Origin of the sequence: Chitinophaga sp. SYP-B3965 (assembly GCF_009647655.1) — a bacterium.
Classification (GTDB): Bacteria; Bacteroidota; Bacteroidia; order Chitinophagales; family Chitinophagaceae; genus Chitinophaga.
Window position 1 is genome coordinate 2,738,669 of the sequence record NZ_WJFD01000001.1, and the last position, 19,621, is coordinate 2,758,289.

A 19,621-nucleotide genomic window follows, 5' to 3' on the forward strand; every position below is an offset into this window, starting at 1 on the left:
GCTTTGCTATCATAATTCACTCAGCACATGATTCATAAAGAAATAGTAGTAATAGGAAAAGTGCAGGGAGTTTACTTCAGGGCCACCGCCAAATCAGTAGCAGATAGAATGGGCATACGTGGTGCTGTTAAAAATCTTCCCGATGGCAATGTATGGATAACGGCAGAAGGTAATCCCGAAGCTGTAGAGGAATTTATTGACTGGTGCAGATACGGCCCCTCTGGTGCTAAAGTGACCAGTCTTGATATAACGGACCGTCCATTGCAATACTTTAAAGATTTTGATATCCTGCACACATAAAAAGTGCAGGATATTTTAAATTATTTCATTGCTACAGCTGTGTTATTACCCACTCACAACCCTTTACCAGCTTACGTTACAAGATGTCTCTAAAAAATAAATTAAGAGGTGGGGTTACTACCCAGCACTTAATCGAAATAATTCAGCCAATTTAGATGCTTAAGATAGACTACTAATGCCTCCAGCCCCGGATATATTAATCTTATTCGGGACAAATCTCCGCAGGATTCGAAAAGATAAAGGTTTCAGCCAGCGGGAATTGTCCTCCCGCTGCAATATTGATAATGCAGACATTTCCCGCATGGAGAATGGCACAATTAATATTACGCTTCAAACATTGCAGCAGTTAGCCGAAGCAATGGACATTGCTGTATGGGAGTTACTGGTTCCCAGGATATAAAAGACTTGAAATTATTGGGTTCTCCAATTTAGCTTTTATTATTTCTATTAATAAAAAAACTACAAAGCTGCTGGCTAATCTTCCAGAAGATCTCTTGGGCAATTTAACTAAAATGCTACCTTACGACAAAATATGAATGTCTATGGAAAAACTGAAAATTGTACTTTTATTCGCTGCAAATCTTCGGAGGATCCGAGGAGAGAAAGACTATTCTCTGAGGGAACTGGCAGCTCGTTGTGAGAAAATTGATCATGCGGATCTATCCCGATATGAACATGCAGACACAAATATTTCACTTGGAACACTGGATGAAATAGCAAAGGCATTAGGCGTTATTGCATCAGAATTAACCCTTCCTCCAGGTTATGTTATAAATAAAATCACTCCCTCTCCCCAGGCATAAAAAAAGCGAGGCTTACGCCTCGCTCTAATATCATAAACATCGTTCTAGTTAATTTTCAACTTCTTCAGCAACGCTTTATCCAGCGAAGCTTTCGGCACAATCACATTAATGGTATTTACAGCAAAGTAAGGCTCCGAAACATATACATATCCTCCAAAAGGAGAAGATGTTGTGCCCCAGGAATTCTTTACAATAAAGAAAGGTTTCCCTTTCTTGCTTTTACCAATGCCGGTAATATGCATAAGGTGATCATCCTGCGTAACCAGGTTCTCAAACAGGCCCTGGCGATAGGCCGGTGTTACATTAACCTCTGCCAGATCCGGATCAGGATGTGTTTTGTCAGGCACCGTATCATGCTCCGGTGAAAAAGCATAACCATACTTTGAAACAAAACCCTTGTTACTTACATCCGCATCCCACATTACAGTATATCCGCCCTGCACAGCTGCTTTGGTAGCCCCTATCAGCTCTTCCAGCGTTACATTATAGAAACTGCCGTTAGCATGATTATCAGGCACCTCCAGCACAAAAGAACTATAGAAGGGATGATGTGTGAAAGAAGTAAGACTAACATAATCATCAGGGTTAAACTTCACCACCTCTTTTGCATACTTCTCCGGCGTATATGTTTTGCCTTTGTAGTCAAAAGTAGCAGGTGGTGTTTGCCCCATGTATTCGTCCAGGATAGCAGCATAACGTACTTCCCAATTGTTGGGAACAGGGCGTGTTTTCAGAATGCTGTCCAGATAGGTCTTTAACGCTTTCTCCATATCATTGTGGTTAAAGCGCTTCTCCCCTTCTTTCAATCCGCTAAAGGCAGATTCAGGCATCAGTCCATATTTGCCGGCAGCGTTCAAAACATCATGCCCCAGGCCACCTTGTCCAAAACGGGAATCCCCCTGCCGCAGCACATAGTTACGTGCTTTGTACAAATAAGTATTCCTAACCGTATACATTTCAGAAATATCAGGCTTTTCAGCGCCTGTACGCAAACATTCGCTTTCAATCAGCGATATAGTGGCAAAACACCAGCAGGTGCCGGTGTTTCCCTGATCTTTCACCGCAGTGGCGGCATTATTCTTCAGGATGGAGAAACCATTGTTATCAGTACTTTGAATACTAACAGGGCTTTCCTGCGCAGCAGCCTGGAAACCAATTGCCAGGCTGAGCAGCAACGTCATCTCAAATCTCATAAGCGGCATATATTTGATCCCAAATATACGAAACCCGATTAGTTTTCGTGCTCTACCCTGCCATTTCCGGCAACAGCCTGTTCCGTGATAGCAGATCCTTTATATTTCACTTTCCCATTACCTGAAATAGCGATCTCCAGTTTCTTTTCTACATTCACATGGGCATTACCATTACCGGAAATATTTATCTCCATGTTCTGGGATTTCATGTCAGGGGCCACAAATTCTCCGCTACCGGAAATATTTACTTCCACTTTTGTAACACTACCGGCTAATTTCACCATCCCGGAACCTGAAACAGCCAGTTCGAGGCCAGAATAATTAAGGGAAAGGTCTACATCCGCTTTGCCACTCAGTGATATTTCCAGCTTATCTCCTTTCAAAGACCCCTCTCCGGAAAAACTGGAAGAGCCGCTTGATTGCAGGGAGGACAGCTTGGGCAATGTGATGTAAACAACGATCGTGGCCGTAGGCTTTACGTTATACCCTTTCTTTGAATGCACCTGCAGTTCAGCTCCATCTACATTTGTTTCAATATAGGGTAACAGATTTTCATCTGCCTCCACTTCAATTGAAGTGGTACTCCCCTGCCTGAACAATACTTTGTAACGGCCGGAAACCTGTATTTCATCAAACGAGCCACTGGCATTTCGTTTTTCTTTTTTGATCTTCCCGTTACCGGAAATGGTTTCCTGGGACTGGGCACTCACAGCCAGGCTGAGGGAAAGGAAAAATAGGACGAGAAAGGATTTCATGTGCTTTAGATTTTTTTAGGTTTTAGATTATTCTCCTGCCAATTTTACATCGCTGTACGATCCATTAATTTTAATGACCGGAGAAGCATCTGTACCATTGGCTGTTATGGCGGACAAGGAGAGACTATTGTTCTTTTTGATGTTATTGAAGTTCTTCCATTCAAAGCCCTTGGCCTGGAAGTCACCGTATTGCAGGTTAGCGATCACCCTGAAAGCTGTTTTGAAACTTAGGCCGATCTTAACATCTGAATTCGTTGAACTGATGTTGATAGCGTCAAAGGAATTAGATAAATGGCGGATCAGTACATCTGAATAAGTGATCCTGAAATCCCCGGCAGTCTTCAAACCGTTCAGCTTTATATCCGAGTAATTAGAAGAATATTTAAGCGTAATGCTCTCATCAATCTTATAATCATCATAATTACAATCGATGATCAGGTTATCGATCTTATTAAATACATAGCTGCTGTAGTTTGAATTAAGTTTCATGTTTTCCACATCCTCTGCCCGCAGGGAAGAATAGTTTGCATTCACGATCAGCGCATCCGCTTTACCGATACGGGCCTTATCTGTATAATTCATATTCACCTTTAGCCCTTTATCAGATTTGCCAATATCAAAGAAGCCGTAGTTGATGGAAATATCTGTATAGAAAGGAAGTTCCCGGGCAAGGATATCGCCAAAACTATTATTCAGTGAAAGGCCTTCCAGGTTACGTGGCACATATAATACATAGTTCACCTGCACATGATCTTTTGAATCCTTTTTGCCCAGATTGAACCATTTTTTTCCGGATGGGCTATACCTCGTTTCTATTTTTACATTATCCGGCGAAGCGGCGCCAATATTGATCTCCACCATCTCAGCCATTTTACGGGCCTGCTCTTCTGAATTACCAAAGCCGGTGATCTCTATCTCCGCTTTACATTCCATTTTATCCCAGGTATTAACAACGATCTTTCCATATTTATTGGCAATGGTTACCCGCGCTTGGGGGTTAAGTTTTATTTCTTTAGTGAGACGGATCTTATGCTCTTCATCTCCCTTTGCAGCGAATGCGGCAAACGGTAAGAGCAAAAACAATACAAGAGTAGATTTAGAGAACATCTTTTTTAGTTGAAGGTGAGCTAGTATGTTTTTCCTGTTCAGAAAGGATCTTATCCAATAGGTCCAGTTTCATTTGGTAATACCTTACCATGGCAGAGCGGATCCTTTCATTCCCGGGATTTTCTGTCAATTCCTTTTCCAGCAGCAGATATGTTTCATTACGTAATTCCAGTTCAGCGCGGGTAGTGCTGTCCAGCCCTAACTGATCCGCTGGTATGGCTTTCAGCTCATCCAGCTTCTGCTCAATTTTGGATGTATAATAAAGTTCCATTTCTTCCATTTCAGGGATCACCACTGCTACGTCCTGTTTGGTATTTGCATATTTCACCAGTAAACCAGCATTGGCAATTAGTGCAATAAGGATGGCAGCCTTCCACCAGTGTTTTGCCATCATTCGCACCACGGATGTTTTTTGGCGGACAGGCAGCTCTTTTTCAAGACGGGCCCAAAGGCCTGGCCCCGGTCCCTCCTCCTCAAAGGAATCTCTGTGCTGCTTTATAAAATCCTCCAGTTTCATACTCACGTTGTTTTAAGTTTTACGAGTTGTCTCACTTTCTCTTTCGCCCGCATAAACTGTGTTTTGGCGGTAGATTCCGAGATCCCCAGCATACCTGCTATCTCCCGGTGAGAATACTCTTCAAAAATATAAAGGTTCAATACTGTCCGGTAACCATCCGGTAATTGTCCTATCGCATCTTTTACAGCGGATACGGTCATCGCATAATGTGTTTCATCCACTGCTGTTTCTTCTGCCGTATCAGACTCTCCTACTTCTTCAAAATATACTTTCTTCTTTCGCAGATAACTCAGGCAATGATTCACCACGATCCTTTTGATCCAGGCGGTGAGGCTGCTGTCTGAAGTCAGTTTGTCCAGGTTTTTAAAGACCTGTATAAAAGCTTCCTGCAACACATCTTCCGCATCACTGGCATGCCCCGTCATCCTTAAGCAGATATTGTACATCGCTTTGGAATAAGCCTCATACAATTCATGGAAAGCCCGAACGTCGCCCTTGCGGCAACGCACCACGATTTGATCTGTTACAGGCGTTCTTTCCAAATTGCTAGATGATATACTCATATTAAAGACGGTGGCTAAGGGTTATGGTTGCATATAGGGTTTACTTTTATTTCAATTTACGATTAACAAGTATGAAAATCAAGTGATTAAGCTTATAAAAAACAGAACGCGACCTGCAAGAGGCCGCGTTCCTTCCATCCTTATATACCTAAAACATGATTAGGTACTCATTTGTACTACTTCACCCGGTTCAGTTCATCCTCAAGGCCGGTTTTACGGTTACGGGCCTCTTTTACATTGGAATTACCAAACCTATAGGAGAAGGAGGCGCGGAATTGGCGGCTATCCCAGCGATTCGCCAAACTCACAGCCCGGTTAGTGGTGTTATACGTACCACTAAAACGTTGTGTATTGAATATATCGTTTACGTTGAAACGAATTGTACCCTTCTTTTTCAGTACCTGTTTGGATATACCACCGTTGAAAGCATACATCGCATTCATTCTGAATAGCCCTTCCTGGGATATCTGGGGAGAAGTGTAGAAAAAAGATAACTCTGAAGAAATCCCTTTACCCAACGTGAAAGTGTGCTGCGTCTGACCAAAGAAGCCCCCGGAAGCACGTTTGATCTGCTCTTTATTCACCACCGTTTCAAAAGCATTGTAGAATACAGATACTGTTGTAAAGGAATTCCACCATTTTGTGATAGGGAACGGCGCTGATATATTCAGGTTCACATTATCCTTCGTGGCCACGTTCATGTATTTATACACCAGGATCGTTGTGTCGCCGGTTTTAGGGTCCACACCTGGTTCCAGTATCCGGGAAAGCATATCCGTAGTATGGCTGTAACCGATAGCCGTGGTCAGGAATGATTTGAAAGTATGTGTGAGGTCAAAGTTGCTGGAATACTGCGGGCGAAGATTTGGATTACCGCCGCCTTTCGTATAACGGTCCAGGTAGAACTCAAATGGATTCAGGTCATCATAGCTGGGGCGTTGCAGCCTGCGGCTATAAGATAATCCCCATTGGTGATTCTTATTGGCATTATAGCTCAGGAACACACTTGGGAAAAAGTTCAGGTAAGTGGTATCATTGATCTGGTTCAGGGTTAAAGAATTACCCTTTACATGTGTTTGTTCCGCACGTAAACCAGCCTGGATACCGAATTTCTTAAATTGTTTGCTATAGTTCAGGTAAGCGGCATTTACATTTTCTTTGTACAGGAAGTGATTAGAACGATTGATATCATACTCCCAGTTAGATCCCTTCAGCGTATCAAAGCGGGAATCATTATCGGAATCCACAAAGCTGAGTTTTATCCCGGCTTCGATCTTCGCATCTTTTTTCAGGGGATGCGTATAATCGATCTTGATGGTTTTTATATTGATAGTGGAAGGCTGCAAACTGCGGGTGGTATCTCCGCGGAAATGGATCTTGCCACTGGCGTCCCTGAAGGAAGAATACAGATTGTTCTCCTGGTCTTCATTGTTGCGGGAATAATCCAGGTCAATATTGATCTCTCTGCCGGCGCTATCCAGTTTTCCTTTATAGTTCACATTATAAGACTGGCGGTTCCAATTGGAAGTATTGATACCACGGGTTTTCAGGCTGGAGTCTATATTCTCCCCATTCCCTATCCAGGTAGTTGATTCACTGATCCCTTTCCAGTCGCTTTTGCCGAGGTTCACCATAAAACCAATGGTATGGTTCTTATTGATGAAATAATCTATCCCGGCTTTGCCACCATGATAATGGGAAGTTTTATCCATATAGGTGTTCTGGTCAAAAACCATCCGGCCTTTGCTTTCTATGTTATCCCTTAAAATATCCAGGTTCTCAAATTGCCTGTTGTAGTTATAGTTATAGGAACCATACAGGTTGATATTTTTATTACGATGGTTCAAATTGAGGCCCCCATTCAATTTTGGCAATTTCCCCTGGGCTCCGCCGATATTAACGGAGCCATTGGTCCCAAAATTCTGGTTCTTTTTCAGTTTGATGTTGATGATCCCGGCGTTGCCAGCTGCATCGTATTTGGCGGAAGGATTGGCAATCAGTTCTATCTGGTCTACGTTAGAACTGGGCATATTTTTTAGCAGCTGGGCAACATCCTGGGGAGACATGTTCGTGGGTTTACCGTCGATCATAATGATCACACCGTTCTTGCCACGCATGGATATATTATCGTCTTTGTCAACTTGTACTCCGGGTGATTGTTGTAATACTTCCATGGCAGTGCCACCAGCAGCTACGATGCTGTTTTCCACATTCACTACCATTTTATCTGCTTTTTGCTCAATGAACGGGCGCTTGCCGGTTACATTCACTTCTTTCAGATTGCGGGAATCTTCTCCCAAAACAAGAGCAGGTACTTTAACAGGACTGCCATTCACGGTGAACTGAGCACTGAAACTCTTTTTCATTCCCATGTTTACAGCAGCTATCAGGTACTTCCCCTCCCTGATCCCTTCAAATTCATATTTCCCTGTTACGTCTGCAATGGCACCCTTAACCAGGGTAGAATCTTTGGCTTTGAGGAGTGTTACGGTTGCAAATTCAACCGGTTTACTGTCTGTACGGGTTACGATCCCATTGATCTTTCCTTTTTCATTACTATGCCCATTGGAGGACTGGGCTTGAGCCATGTAGCTACTACTTATGAGTAACATGCTCAGGGTCAATAATTTACTAATTGCTTTCATATAAGGCGGATGATGTTAGGTTATAACGATTTAGACGATTTTATGATTCATACAGTTCCTTCCTTTAACAAGAACAGTGTAAAGGTAGGTATTATGCTTAGTATAGTACTTAACTTTACACAAATGGTCGTTATTTGGTGACGATTGGTAAAAACTGATGAATTGAATGGGGCAGGCTTGCATAAAACAAAGACGCTTGTCAAATTAGTTTGTTACAGGATTTCCGGGAAAGAGGGATTAACGGGAATAAGAGGGGTTAAACGAAAAATGGCGCGGAGGATACACCTCCGCGCCATTATATAATAATATATACCTTATCAGGATGCAGGTTGCTCCGGCTCATTAATTTCTGCTATGGGGGCTTCTTCCGGAACGGCCTCCTCTTCTTCTTTCCTTCTTCTGCGGCCGGTAATGAATTTCCATACAGCTGCACCGGCACCGATCAATCCGAATACGATCACCTTACCGAATTTAAGGATGATAGCAAAGAAGCCTACTTTGGCCAATACCTTGCCCGCTACAAGCCCGCCTATCGTAACGGCTGCTATTTCATCGGCATTGGAATCAAAATCAGCATAAGCGTGCCCTTCACTGAAAGTGGCGCTTTGCAGGATTGCCGGAATATTTTGTTTGATCACACCCAGGTGGGTCATATCACCAATAGCATTCAGGGACAATACTCCTTTCCTTCCCAGTATCCTTACATTGTAATTGAGTGTATGTTCAGGAGAACCGCCGAATTCTAATTCCCGCGCCCAGTGTAATGTTTTATTGGCCTTATCATAATAAGGTTTAGCTGCCCAGCCAACAAATTCAATAGCCGGGTACCCTTGTTTTAGGCGATCCGGATTTCTTTCTTTCGTTTCTTTCTGCAGATCCTTAAGCAGTTCATCATAATCGATCTTATCTGCATCTTCATCCTTTACATATCCCATTTTTTCAAAAGCGATATCAAATGCATAACAGGTAGGATCAGCCGGACCAAGACTATCCGGGAGCAGCATGCCTAAAGTTTCAGAACCAGGAGGGTTTCCCCATACTTCTTCCAGCAAACGGTGACTTTGGGCCGGGTCCAGGTAACGGAAACCTTTTGGCACATTTAATACGGCACCGTCGCCCAATTCAATTTTACCTGTTTTGTAAGTAAAGGAAGCATTAATAGAATCGGAGTACTGTTTTAGTGCTGCCGGAGAAAGGTCTTCTTCTTCAGCAACCAGTTCATCAGCCTTCAGGCTGCTGGTATCCAGCTTTTGTGCCTTAGCCATAAAGATAAAGCCCATCAGGAGGGCCATCAGAGACAATGATTTCATTTAGGTATAGGTTTTAGGAATAAACTACTGGTTATCGAAGTTGATCTGCCCAATTACTTCCGGCAGCAACTCCTGTAATTTCTCAAACACCACCCTCTCCTCTTTCCTGATATGTTCCTCAAGGCTGCAAGCCAGTGCATCCATATCTTTTACTACATCCACACTATCTACTAACGCGCTGTACATACCTGAAATGGTCCGGTGTTCTTCCAGCAGCTCGTCCAGCATAATATCTATATCTGCATGGTAACCGCGGCATAGTTCAAACAGGTAATCTTCTTTCTGAATATGCGGCACCATCACTTCCTGAAATATTTTTACCATATACTCCAGCTTGGCCTGTGTTTCCAGGGGGAAGCCTTCATAGGGTGCGGCATTGATCTTTAGATACCTGCAAACAAAAAGCAGGCGTTTGTGCTCATGTGATAATGGTACCAGATTTGGGTGACGCTGCATATCTTTTACTACGCTGTTTTTGCCGGATTTGTTTTACGGGCATACCATATAAGGATAGCACCACCAATTACCAGCAGGCTTGCAATGATCTCAGCCTGTGTAGGATGAAATCCAAATATATCGTACTTCGTGTTTACTCTTATTTTTTCAACAAAGAACCGTTCTGCCCCATTCATGATCAGGTAGATCCCGAAGATCACGCCAGGCGTGGTTACTTTATTACGAATGGCTATTAATATAATAAAGAACAATCCGCAAACCAGGATCTCATATAACGGGGTTGGATATACGCCAACAGGTAATGCACTGCAGTACTCTCCATTACAGCCTTGCAGCTGAATGCCATCGTTCACCACATTATGCGGATAACTGTAGGCGAAAAAGAAATCTGGTAAAAAACTCAATGATGCCGGCTTCTCAAAGTTCCGGTGCGGAACATTTTCCAAACTACCAAACTGGCGAACGAAGTAAGCCGAGTCCCTATGCAATATTTCCTGGTATTGCGCAGTAGTGATCTTTTCAACTTTACCGGTTGGGTTGGTGCCGTAAGCACTATTATTAATACCCCAATCTCCGTCTCCGGAAAACTGGCAGCCCATCCGGCCAACTGCATAAGCCAGCATTAAAGCAGGCCCAGCGCTATCTACCATATGTTTCCAGTGGATCTGCTTTTTATTGGCATAACGGATGATCACATAAGCCGCTACGATCAGGCCACCATAAAAGGTAAGCCCACTGGCGGAAAATATGGAACCCCATGGATCTTTTACGAATTCACCCCAGTTCTCCAGGTTATGGAAAACCTTGGCGCCTATCAGACCGGCTACTGCAGCCATGATCGTAAAATCTGGCACCCGCTGATGCGGCCATACCTTTACTTTTTCTTCTGTAGGTTTATCCTTTGCTGTTTTCTTTTTGGAATAGTATTTCCAGAAAGCCATTGCTGCTGCCCCGAGCACCCCACCTATCATACTTCCCTGCCCCGATAACAGGTAATCACGGAATTCAGTGGTGTTGCCGAAAAGGCCCAATAATTTAAAGCCGAGGATAAAACCAATAATAGCACTAACCAAGAGGTCTGTAACAGAAGCCTGTTGGCCGGTGATCACTGTTTCTTCCACCGGGCCTAATAATCCCAGTTTTTCCCTGCGGCGCAATTCAGCAGTTAATACATACGCAGCAGCTAAAAATGCAATAGCTACAAAGAAGCCGAACGTCTGTAAAACCTTTAATGCTGGTATTTCGATCCCAAAGAGATCCTTAAATGCGTAATATAAATTCGGATACATAGGCGTAAAAAAATGGTGATCTGAATTTTCCTATGAACAAAGCCGAATTATATCAAGAGGAAAATCAAACCACCAAGTTAGCTTTTCAATTACGAATTATCAATTCCCGTTCATAAAAGATAATATCCTTTATAAAGGTTGATAATCGAAAAAGCACAATTGAATTAACAATACTCGTCAAATGCAGCCAATAAATTGGTTGCGATCAATTGTGCTGAACGTCCTTCAATCATGTGACGTTCTATGAAATGCACCAGTTGTCCGTCTTTAAACAATGCTATAGCAGGTGAAGAGGGAGGATAAGGCAACAGGTGAGAACGGATCTGCTTAACAGCATCACCATCAAAACCGGCAAAGCTGGTAGTCAGCCTATCTGGTTTCTTTTCACTGGTAGCCACAGCCATCAAAACACCAGGGCGGGCAGTACCCGCTGAGCAACCACATACAGAGTTGATCATCACCAGGGTGGTGCCTTCCTTAGATATGGTTTCATCCACCTTTGCAGGTGTCAGCAATTCTTCAAAACCATTATCTGTTAATTCTGCCTTCATCGGCATCACGAGTTCCGCAGGGTACATAATATTCCTTTTTTGCAAAGTTAATAATATATCGACAAACATAAATAAATAATAAGAAAACGACATTATGTCTTGCAACAATTACTAAAAACGACATTATGTCTTATTCAAACAGCACTTGCCTAACAAAATAGCAGCTTTCTGGCATTGGTATTCCGTTTGATCTACTCCCTGCGTGACCGATAAACTTAAAATGGTTTCACTTAAAAAATTATAAAGACTATGACACTCGTAAAATTCAATCAACAACCGGTTAAGACCCTGAGCGGTATTATGGACGATATTTTCAATGGCAAGTTCATTAATAAGGACTTCGCTACTTCGGATTTTTTCGGTGCACACGCACCCGTGAACATCCGAGAAACAAAAGATGCTTATGTGTTGGATGTTGTAGCGCCTGGTTTCGAGAAAGGTGATTTTAAGATCAACCTGGATGGCCAGACCCTGACGATCAGTTCTGAAAAGAAAACAGAACAGAAAGTGGAGAATGAAAAACAGATCCGCAGGGAATTCAGCTTCCGCTCCTTCTCCAGGTCATTTACCCTGGATGAAAATGTGGATGCAGAGAAGATCAATGCTAAATACGACAACGGCGTCCTGAAACTGACCCTGCCTAAAAAAGAGGCAAAACAGGAAACCGCAAAAGAAATTATAGTTGCATAGGGTTAGGAATAGTTGTGATTTGATCTCAGATTCGACTTACAAAGAGCTGCTCCCCTGGAGCGGCTCTTTTTTTGTGCCCGTCAAATTACCACTAACGTTTAATGTGCAGGATAGCAGATCAGAGTACCTTGCTGGTAGAACTACTAAACTGTTTACGCCTCTTTCCATGTTAACAACCATCAGGAGTCTTCGTGTTTTAGCCAATAATATATATGGAAGTGCCGAAAGAACGGTAACAGCTAAGCTTATCCAGCGCACAACCAATTCACTTGAACAGGCACGCATCAAGATGCTGTTCGACTTTATCTTCTTCTACTGTCTTTTGATAAGTCCGGTATTCTTCACTTTAATATATGTGCAGGATTATACTAACCTGATGGTGAACGGAACCTTCTATGCTATTTTTGCACTTTGCCTTATCCTGATGAGGTCCGGTGTTTCTGTTCCCGTAGTAGGAACTATTGCAGCATTGAATACGATGATCATTCCCATGCTTTCCTCTTTTGCCAACGATCTGGATGTATCCCCCTTATATGCTATACCCTGGTTGATGTCCTGCCTGCTGGGTTATTTTGTTGTCAATCTTCGTACGGCGCTGGCGCTGGGTACTATTTTGTTCCTATACCTTGTGCTGGTAGCATTTATGAAAATACAGAACATCCCGGTATTGCTTCCCCCTACTTATTCCGTTACTGATAAATACCTGGCCACCCCTTTTTACATGACGGCCTTCCTGATACTATGCCTGAGGGTATGGGGTGTTTATTACAGGAACATTGCCCGGCTGGAGCAGCAACGGGCTATGGAGGAACAGCAACAGTTCTCTGCCCTGATCAATCAAAACCTCACCAAACAGTTCCTGTTGGTAAAAGGCCTCTCCCGCTCCGGAAAGAGTGAATACCTGGAAGGGAATATTGAATTACTGGATGCCTGCTTTTCAGAGATTGAAAAACAGTGCGATACTGCTATCCATTACCTGGATGGCCCCAAAGCAGAAAAATAACTTACAGGCACTTATCTTTTCGGCGGGTATCTACCAGGTAGATGATCTTCCAGCCCGTTCCTGTTTTATATAACTGAAAAGAATTGACCCCGCAATGGGAAAACTGGTCGTTGAGGAAAAAACGATAAGGAGTCCATACACTTGCTAACGATCCGTCGATCAATATCTTGTCAAACGTAATCCGCTCATCCCACACGTCCGTGTGAGGCGTACCAACCGCCACCAAAAATTGTGCTAACGTTAGCGCCCCAATGGTTGTTGTACTATCTTTTTTATTCTGGATGGTATGCAAAACAGCCCTTTCTGCAAACACAGCCTTTACCATTGCGCTATCGCCCTTCTTCATGCCGTCAAAGAGTTGCTGAATGGCACTTTTTACCGCAACCTCCTCGGAAGACTGTGCCAGTACTGGATAAGAACATATAAGCAATAAAATGAAGAGGATCGCATAATAACGTTTCATAAATATTGATATTATTTAATTTAAAATCGATTATTATGTTTGGAAATTGTTAGCAACGTTTTTTCCGTTAATAAGTTGTAAAAAGATACAACTAAATGGTATTTGCAATCGATCTTTCTCCAACTACATTTGTCCTATCATAACCTATTGACCATATGCCTATTATTCCTATTGCTCTGTACCTGAATTATTTTCCCTTTTACTCTATGCCTTGAAGTTTTCCTTTTTACTCTGTACCGTGAAGTTTTCTTATTTCTCTATGCCTTGAGTTTCATTTGTCCCTTGCTATGAATGTTGGATCGATCTATCCTATGAAATTTTGAATGCTCTCCCCCAAGGAGAGCATTTTCAATTATGGTCATTAAGGTACTACTTGCAATTTAGGAGAAAGCGGGAATTCGTATAAACGGTTATTCTTATATATGAATTTATACAAAAAAGAAACCCCTCGGAGAACCGAGGGGTTTTTAAGTGGATTACTAACCCATTTTTTTAATAACCCAAAATCTTTAACATGCTCTGGGAGGTTTGCTCCTTGGCATATAACCAATCTTTTAATTGTCCGTTTTTGTCCGTGCCTACGATCACATGTTTCGGGGAAGGGATCAGGCAGTGCTTGATACCTCCATACCCACTTAACTGATCCTGGTAGGCGCCGGTGTGGAAGAAACCTATATACAATGGTTCCCCGTTTGTCAGCTTGGGAAGGAACACGGCATTAATGTGTTCTTCCGAGGTGTAGAAGTCGTAACCGTCACAGGTCAGCCCTCCAAGATGCACCTCCTGGTATTCCTGGTCCCATTTATTAATGGGCAGCATCAGGAACTTCTCCCCGATACCCCAGGTGTCTGGCAAAGTAGTAATGAAAGAACTATCGATCATGTACCAGTTCTCCCGGTCGTTCTGTTGCTTTTCGCCCAGTACGCTGTAGATAACGGCACCACTCTCTCCCACTGTGAAGGACCCGAACTCGGTGTAAATATCCGGTGTGGGTACCTTGTTCTTTTTACAAACACTCTTGATGTTGGCTACGATCTCGTTTACGATGTAAGCGTAATCGTAATCAAAACCCAGGGAGTGTTTGATCGGGAAACCACCACCGAGGTTGATACTCTCCAATTCCGGACAGATCTTCTTCAGCTGACAATAAAGGTTTAATACTTTATTGAACTGGCTCCAGTAAAAGATATCGTCTTTGATCCCCTTGTTCATAAAGAAGTGGAGCATTTTCAGCTCAAACTTCGGATTCCCCTTCAGCTTGTCCACGTAAAATTCGAGGATGTCCCTGGAGGCGATTCCCAAACGGGAGGTATAAAAGTCAAACGTTGGTTCCTCTTCCGCTGCGATCCTGATCCCCAGTTTAACCGGGTTTTTGGATCTGACGAATTTGGAGTAGTCCTCCAGCTCCTCTTTATTGTCTAATACCGGCAGTACGTTGGTAAAACCGCTATTGATCAATTTGGCGATACTACGGGTATAAGTCTTTGTCTTATATCCGTTGCAGATCACAAACACATCTTTCGTGATCTTCTTCCGTTCATACAACTTGGTCACAATGTCCAGGTCGTAAGCAAAGGAAGTTTCGATGTGCACCTGATGCTTCAGGGTCTCCTCCATTATAAAGGAGAAGTGGGAACTTTTAGTACAATAGCAGTAATAATAATTGCCTTCATACTTATTCTTCTTAATTGCGTCCTGGAACATCTTTTTTGCCCGGTTGATCTGCATTCCGATTTTTGGAAGGTAGGTCAACTTGAACGGTGTTCCGTATTTGTCAATCAAGGCCCGGATATCCAACCCGTTAAATTCGAGATTGTTATCCTTCACTTCGAAACCCTCTTGCGGGAATTCAAAGGTTTGGTGAACGAGGTCCGTGTAGGTGTTGTTCATTTAACGCTGTGAATGAATTTTAAGGATTAGTTAGTAAAACTTAAACCACATTTTAAATGAGCTGGAAACTTCTGGTTTATACACCTACGTAAGTCGTTTGACCAGCAAAATTGGATGCAAATCTACAATTTTGTTCCAATGCATTTCCAAAAAAAATTTATCTTTTTTATGAAAGGTTTTATATCTAACTATATAATTGATTTACAGCAATTTAATTGCTTTTATATCAAATATAAATACTAAACAATTGAGGTACTAGCCTCTTAACCCTTGAAAAGTACAACCCCTTCATAATCACTTCAGTAGTTCCAATCCCCTCTTTCCTTCACAGAATAACAGATCAAGGATGCTAAGGTTCGGGAAGAAACCGGTCCGCTCACCAAAAACCTGGTTATAGGTTGGAAGGTTATCCCCGCTTTCGCCAGGTACGAAATGATCCCTTTTATCCAGGATGCCGGTGCCGGCATCGTATGACTTTTCAAACTGGTCGGTCAGGGTTACGGCTTTTGAAATACCCAGCACCTTGTTGGCCCATTCGAGGCAGGCCATATTCCAATCCAGGAGGAAATCGAATTTTTGCTCATATAACCCCTCGAGGTCATTTTCAAAATATTCAAACCAGGGGGACCGGCGATAAGCAGAAGTTAAAGTCTTCCAATGGAGCCCCTGCCAATTTTCCTCATTACTGATCCGGACGTCCTTCATAATTGTCCGTTGATTTTTTCCCTTCGATAGGGGAACGCTTAAAAGGATCTTTCCATTGGGTCCGGCAACATAACAACGATTGCGGTAACTGACCTTTTGGTAGTGTTCATATCTCTCTATCTTTAATATATCTGCTTCAATTAAAGTTTTATAAAAACAAATTGGCGGAAAGTATTGAGATTCAATAAGTAAAGTTTTGTTTCCGGACTGTTCTGTCATATAGTCACAATTAAAAGTTTCAAGGTGTAAAATCAATCATTTTGCGCTGCCTACAATTAAATGTTAAGCTACAGTTATAACAACATAATTTATTGAATAACAGTTCATAGAACTATATTAAATATGCTATTAGCTTTAGCAAAGTTTTACTTTAAGCAGAAGTTTAAAAGTCAACAAATTTACTAAAGTTATTAGTCTTAAAAATGATTGATTTTGACCACTTTTTACTTAAAGTGAAATGCGAAGTACAGGGGTCGCTCCCAGCCTTCCGGTTTTAAATCTTAACTTCTTATTAAGGGGGAGTTTTGTACGTTTGGGGAATTTTACGCTAATCCATCATTCATGAAAAGGTTTCAATGGGGCATCCTGGTCCTCTTACTTTGGGGGTCGATCAGTTCTTGTGGCAAGATGAAAGACCTGGAATTTCTCCGGGTAGCCAGCTTTAATTTCGACAATCTGGGGTTCTCAAAAAGTACCGTTAAGATGGAATTGGCCTATTATAACCCAAACAATTTTTCGCTCCGTTTGAAGGATGCGGAGTTCGATATTTTCCTCGATGACACAAAAGTGGGTCACTCCCTCCAGGATACCCTGATCGAAATTCCTGCCCGGGATACGTTCTATTTTCCAGTAAAACTGGAGGTGGATATGGGGCATGTTTTTCAAAATTTACTCGGTGCATTGACCAATAAAGAGGTCACAATTAAGGCAGCCGGAAATTGCAAAGTGGGTAAAAAAGGTATTTTTTTACCCTTCCCGATCAAATGTGAAACGAAGCAAAAAATTGACTTTTTCTGATTTTTGAGAAGTGAGAGGCGTTTTTTGGGTGACTCCAGGAAGAGGGATTTTCTCCTTTTTTGAGGGTTGAAGGTGGTGATTTTTTCACTTTTTGAGATGCTGGTTAAGGGATGAATTTCTCATTTCCGGGTGATCGGATTGGGGTATTTTTTGCGTTTTTGAGCGTCTGAGGAAGGTGGATTTTTCACTTTTGAAATACTGGCTAAGGGATGGATTTCTCATTTTGGGGGTGATGGACCTGGTTGATTTTTGCATTTTTGAGCGTTCAGGAAGGTGGGTTTTTCACTTTTGAGATACCGGTTAAGGGATGGATTTCTCTTTTTTGGGGTGATGAACTCGGTTGATTTTTGCATTTCTCAATGTTCGGGAAGGTGGATTTTTCACTTTTGAGATACCGGCTAAGGGATGGATTTCTCTTTTTTTGGGGTGATGAAATTGGGGTGATCTTGCATTTTTCGAGTGTTCGAAAAGGTTGATTTTTCGCTTTTCGAGATGTCAATAAGGGGATAAATTTCTCTTTTTGGATAACCAGATTTGGTTGTTTTCTACTTCCTACCCTCCCATCCAAAGCAAAAAAAAGCCCCCCGGAAATCACCGGGAGGCTAAAAGATCTTTATAAAAGAAGAAACTATCCTTTCTTTTTCGGATTCAACGGACCACCACCATCTTCCGGTTTCTTGCAACACTTAGGCAGATCATTGTAAGAATCAGGATTAGCCGTTACATCATCCGCATCATATCCTGCGTTAGCAATCCCCGTTTTAATGTTCTCGATGTTGGTGCGGTCTGTATAATATTTAACAGTCGCTTCTTTCTTCTTCACATCCACTACCATCGATTTCACACCTTCCTCTTTCAGGAAATAACGCTGAATAGCGTCTTTGCACATGTTACACTGAACAGTGGGTGTTTTTATCTTAGCAGTCACCAGCGTGCCTTTCTTCACCTGGGCCATTGAAACTCCTGCCCCAGTGAGCAAAAGCACGATCACTAATTTAATAATACGCATAGCATGATTTTTTTTATCTATTCACAATATACAAAAATTCCTCAATATATACCATTATTTCCCCCATACATCGGGCGCAGCACGCCAGGCTTGCAATGTTTCCTGCTCTGTAGCAGAAACCAGGCCTTTTTCCACAGCGAGTTCTATTAAAGCACTGTAGTTACTGAGTGATTTATAGGTAACGCCGGCTGCTTCAAATGCTTTCACCGCGATATCAAAACCATAATTAAAGATAGAAACCATCCCTATCACTTCTCCTCCTGCTGCACGGATAGCCTGTACCGCTTCCAGGCTACTTTTGCCGGTAGAGATCAGGTCTTCTATTACTACAACCGGTTGGCCGGGTTGTAATACACCTTCGATCTGGTTGCCCATTCCATGTTCTTTTGGTTTGGAACGCACATAGATAAAAGGAAGTTTCAGCTGATCCGCCACCAGGGCACCATGTGGGATACCTGCTGTGGCTACGCCTGCAATCACCGCTGCATCCGGGAAACTTTCAAATACGGTATTAGATAATTCCGACTTGATATAGTCACGGATATACGGGAAGGACAATACCGTACGATTGTCGCAGTAGATGGGAGATTTCCATCCGGATGCCCAGGTGAAAGGCTTTGCCGGGCTTAGCTTAACGGCCTGAATCTGAAGTAGTTTCTCTGCTACCTGTTTTTCGCTGATCTTGTTCATAACGCGGCAAAAGTACAATAATACCCTAATTTTGCAGCATGGAAATACCCGTTACCATCTATATAAACGAAAGGCCCATCGTCATTGCGGGCACTCAGACTAAGCTGGATCCCAAATACATCGGTGCTCCCACCCTTTTTTCCCCAACGGAAAAAGAAATTGAGCAGTCCATTACCCTGCTGGATAAGAATGAATTGCCGATGGCAGTATTTCGCCATGCTGCCCCGGATACAGTGGTTGAAAAGATAAAAGCGCAGTTCACAGTATATGAAGCAGCCGGTGGTTTGATCACAAATCCGGAGAATGAAGTATTATTGATGTTCAGAAGAGGAAAGTGGGACCTTCCGAAAGGCAAATGGGATGATGGCGAAACACTGGAAGAGTGTGCTCTGCGGGAAGTTCACGAGGAAACCGGCTTACATACCATTAAACTGGGGCATAAGATCACGGAAACCTTCCACTATTATCCCCTCAAACAAAAGAAGATCCTGAAACACAGCCACTGGTACCGGATGTATTTTACGGGAACAGAATTAACGGTGGGTCAGATCGAAGAAGATATCCTGGATATTCAATGGATCCGCCCGGAGAACCTGGGCAAATACATGCAATACTCCTACCAGAATATCATTGATGTGCTACTGAAAGCAGGCTATAAACTATAA

General features: G+C 42.6%; 22 protein-coding genes. 7 read left to right on the top strand and 15 right to left on the bottom strand.

Annotation, left to right across the window (positions count from 1 at the left end; genetic code table 11):
• The first annotated feature begins 27 nt into the window (after positions 1-27).
• The 3 genes from GFS24_RS10730 to GFS24_RS10740 all read left to right on the top strand — a co-directional run bounded on the left by GFS24_RS10730 (position 28) and on the right by GFS24_RS10740 (position 1,103).
• Positions 28-300 (top strand): acylphosphatase, encoded by a 273-nt coding sequence (locus tag GFS24_RS10730; RefSeq protein WP_153659558.1) that lies wholly within the window; start codon positions 28-30, stop codon positions 298-300.
• Positions 301-475: 175 nt separating this feature from the next.
• Positions 476-700, top strand: coding sequence for a helix-turn-helix domain-containing protein (locus GFS24_RS10735; protein ID WP_153659559.1), 225 nt, complete (start codon positions 476-478; stop codon positions 698-700).
• Between the two features lie 142 nt (positions 701-842).
• On the top strand, positions 843-1,103 hold the full coding sequence (locus tag GFS24_RS10740; RefSeq protein WP_173003040.1) for a helix-turn-helix domain-containing protein: 261 nt from the start codon (positions 843-845) through the stop codon (positions 1,101-1,103).
• Positions 1,104-1,147: 44 nt separating this feature from the next.
• Here GFS24_RS10740 and GFS24_RS10745 read toward each other — a convergent pair whose 3' ends face one another.
• From GFS24_RS10745 to GFS24_RS10790, 10 genes are all read right to left on the bottom strand, one after another.
• Positions 1,148-2,296: a C1 family peptidase gene (locus GFS24_RS10745; RefSeq protein ID WP_153659561.1), complete on the bottom strand. Its 1,149-nt coding sequence runs from the start codon at positions 2,294-2,296 to the stop codon at positions 1,148-1,150.
• A 38-nt stretch (positions 2,297-2,334) separates the two neighbouring features.
• A complete protein-coding gene (locus tag GFS24_RS10750; RefSeq protein WP_153659562.1) occupies positions 2,335-3,051 on the bottom strand; it encodes a head GIN domain-containing protein in 717 nt (238 codons plus the stop codon).
• A gap of 27 nt (positions 3,052-3,078) precedes the next feature.
• Entirely contained in the window at positions 3,079-4,134 is a 1,056-nt protein-coding gene (locus tag GFS24_RS10755; protein WP_173003041.1) for a hypothetical protein, read from the bottom strand.
• Positions 4,135-4,147: 13 nt separating this feature from the next.
• Positions 4,148-4,675, bottom strand: a complete 528-nt coding sequence (locus GFS24_RS10760; protein WP_153659564.1) for a hypothetical protein — start codon at positions 4,673-4,675, stop codon at positions 4,148-4,150.
• 2 nt (positions 4,676-4,677) lie between these two features.
• Positions 4,678-5,238, bottom strand: a complete 561-nt coding sequence (locus tag GFS24_RS10765) for an RNA polymerase sigma factor (RefSeq protein WP_153659565.1) — start codon at positions 5,236-5,238, stop codon at positions 4,678-4,680.
• 176 nt (positions 5,239-5,414) lie between these two features.
• Positions 5,415-7,826 carry a TonB-dependent receptor gene (locus tag GFS24_RS10770; protein WP_173003042.1) on the bottom strand — a complete coding sequence of 804 codons (2,412 nt, stop codon included), beginning with the start codon at positions 7,824-7,826 and terminating at the stop codon, positions 5,415-5,417.
• A 374-nt stretch (positions 7,827-8,200) separates the two neighbouring features.
• Positions 8,201-9,193 (bottom strand): DUF2167 domain-containing protein, encoded by a 993-nt coding sequence (locus GFS24_RS10775; protein ID WP_153659567.1) that lies wholly within the window; start codon positions 9,191-9,193, stop codon positions 8,201-8,203.
• Between the two features lie 24 nt (positions 9,194-9,217).
• Positions 9,218-9,649, bottom strand: coding sequence for a hemerythrin domain-containing protein (locus GFS24_RS10780; protein WP_153659568.1), 432 nt, complete (start codon positions 9,647-9,649; stop codon positions 9,218-9,220).
• 8 nt (positions 9,650-9,657) lie between these two features.
• Positions 9,658-10,938 carry a prolipoprotein diacylglyceryl transferase gene (locus tag GFS24_RS10785; RefSeq protein ID WP_153659569.1) on the bottom strand — a complete coding sequence of 427 codons (1,281 nt, stop codon included), beginning with the start codon at positions 10,936-10,938 and terminating at the stop codon, positions 9,658-9,660.
• 164 nt (positions 10,939-11,102) lie between these two features.
• Positions 11,103-11,516, bottom strand: a complete 414-nt coding sequence (locus tag GFS24_RS10790; protein WP_153659570.1) for a BrxA/BrxB family bacilliredoxin — start codon at positions 11,514-11,516, stop codon at positions 11,103-11,105.
• Between the two features lie 222 nt (positions 11,517-11,738).
• On the opposite strand from GFS24_RS10790, the gene GFS24_RS10795 reads away from it, so the two are divergent.
• The gene (locus tag GFS24_RS10795) at positions 11,739-12,179 is read left to right on the top strand and encodes an Hsp20/alpha crystallin family protein (protein ID WP_153659571.1); all 441 of its coding nucleotides are present in this window, start codon (positions 11,739-11,741) and stop codon (positions 12,177-12,179) included.
• A gap of 166 nt (positions 12,180-12,345) precedes the next feature.
• Positions 12,346-13,182, top strand: coding sequence for a hypothetical protein (locus GFS24_RS10800; RefSeq protein ID WP_153659572.1), 837 nt, complete (start codon positions 12,346-12,348; stop codon positions 13,180-13,182).
• Between the two features lies 1 nt (position 13,183).
• Here GFS24_RS10800 and GFS24_RS10805 read toward each other — a convergent pair whose 3' ends face one another.
• The 3 genes from GFS24_RS10805 to GFS24_RS10815 form a co-directional block, all read right to left on the bottom strand.
• Entirely contained in the window at positions 13,184-13,645 is a 462-nt protein-coding gene (locus GFS24_RS10805) for a nuclear transport factor 2 family protein (RefSeq protein WP_153659573.1), read from the bottom strand.
• Between the two features lie 492 nt (positions 13,646-14,137).
• Positions 14,138-15,535 (bottom strand): arginine decarboxylase, encoded by a 1,398-nt coding sequence (locus GFS24_RS10810; RefSeq protein ID WP_153659574.1) that lies wholly within the window; start codon positions 15,533-15,535, stop codon positions 14,138-14,140.
• 294 nt (positions 15,536-15,829) lie between these two features.
• A complete protein-coding gene (locus GFS24_RS10815) occupies positions 15,830-16,459 on the bottom strand; it encodes a WbqC family protein (RefSeq protein WP_153659575.1) in 630 nt (209 codons plus the stop codon).
• Positions 16,460-16,801: 342 nt separating this feature from the next.
• Here GFS24_RS10815 and GFS24_RS10820 point away from each other — a divergent pair, with 342 nt between their 5' ends.
• Positions 16,802-17,257: an LEA type 2 family protein gene (locus tag GFS24_RS10820; RefSeq protein WP_153659576.1), complete on the top strand. Its 456-nt coding sequence runs from the start codon at positions 16,802-16,804 to the stop codon at positions 17,255-17,257.
• Between the two features lie 628 nt (positions 17,258-17,885).
• On the opposite strand, the gene GFS24_RS10825 is transcribed toward GFS24_RS10820, so the two are convergent.
• Positions 17,886-18,266 carry a heavy-metal-associated domain-containing protein gene (locus GFS24_RS10825; RefSeq protein WP_153659577.1) on the bottom strand — a complete coding sequence of 127 codons (381 nt, stop codon included), beginning with the start codon at positions 18,264-18,266 and terminating at the stop codon, positions 17,886-17,888.
• Between the two features lie 54 nt (positions 18,267-18,320).
• Positions 18,321-18,956, bottom strand: a complete 636-nt coding sequence (gene pyrE / locus GFS24_RS10830) for an orotate phosphoribosyltransferase (protein ID WP_153659578.1) — start codon at positions 18,954-18,956, stop codon at positions 18,321-18,323.
• Between the two features lie 38 nt (positions 18,957-18,994).
• Between pyrE and GFS24_RS10835 the strand changes: the two genes are divergently transcribed.
• Positions 18,995-19,621 carry an NUDIX hydrolase gene (locus GFS24_RS10835; protein ID WP_153659579.1) on the top strand — a complete coding sequence of 209 codons (627 nt, stop codon included), beginning with the start codon at positions 18,995-18,997 and terminating at the stop codon, positions 19,619-19,621.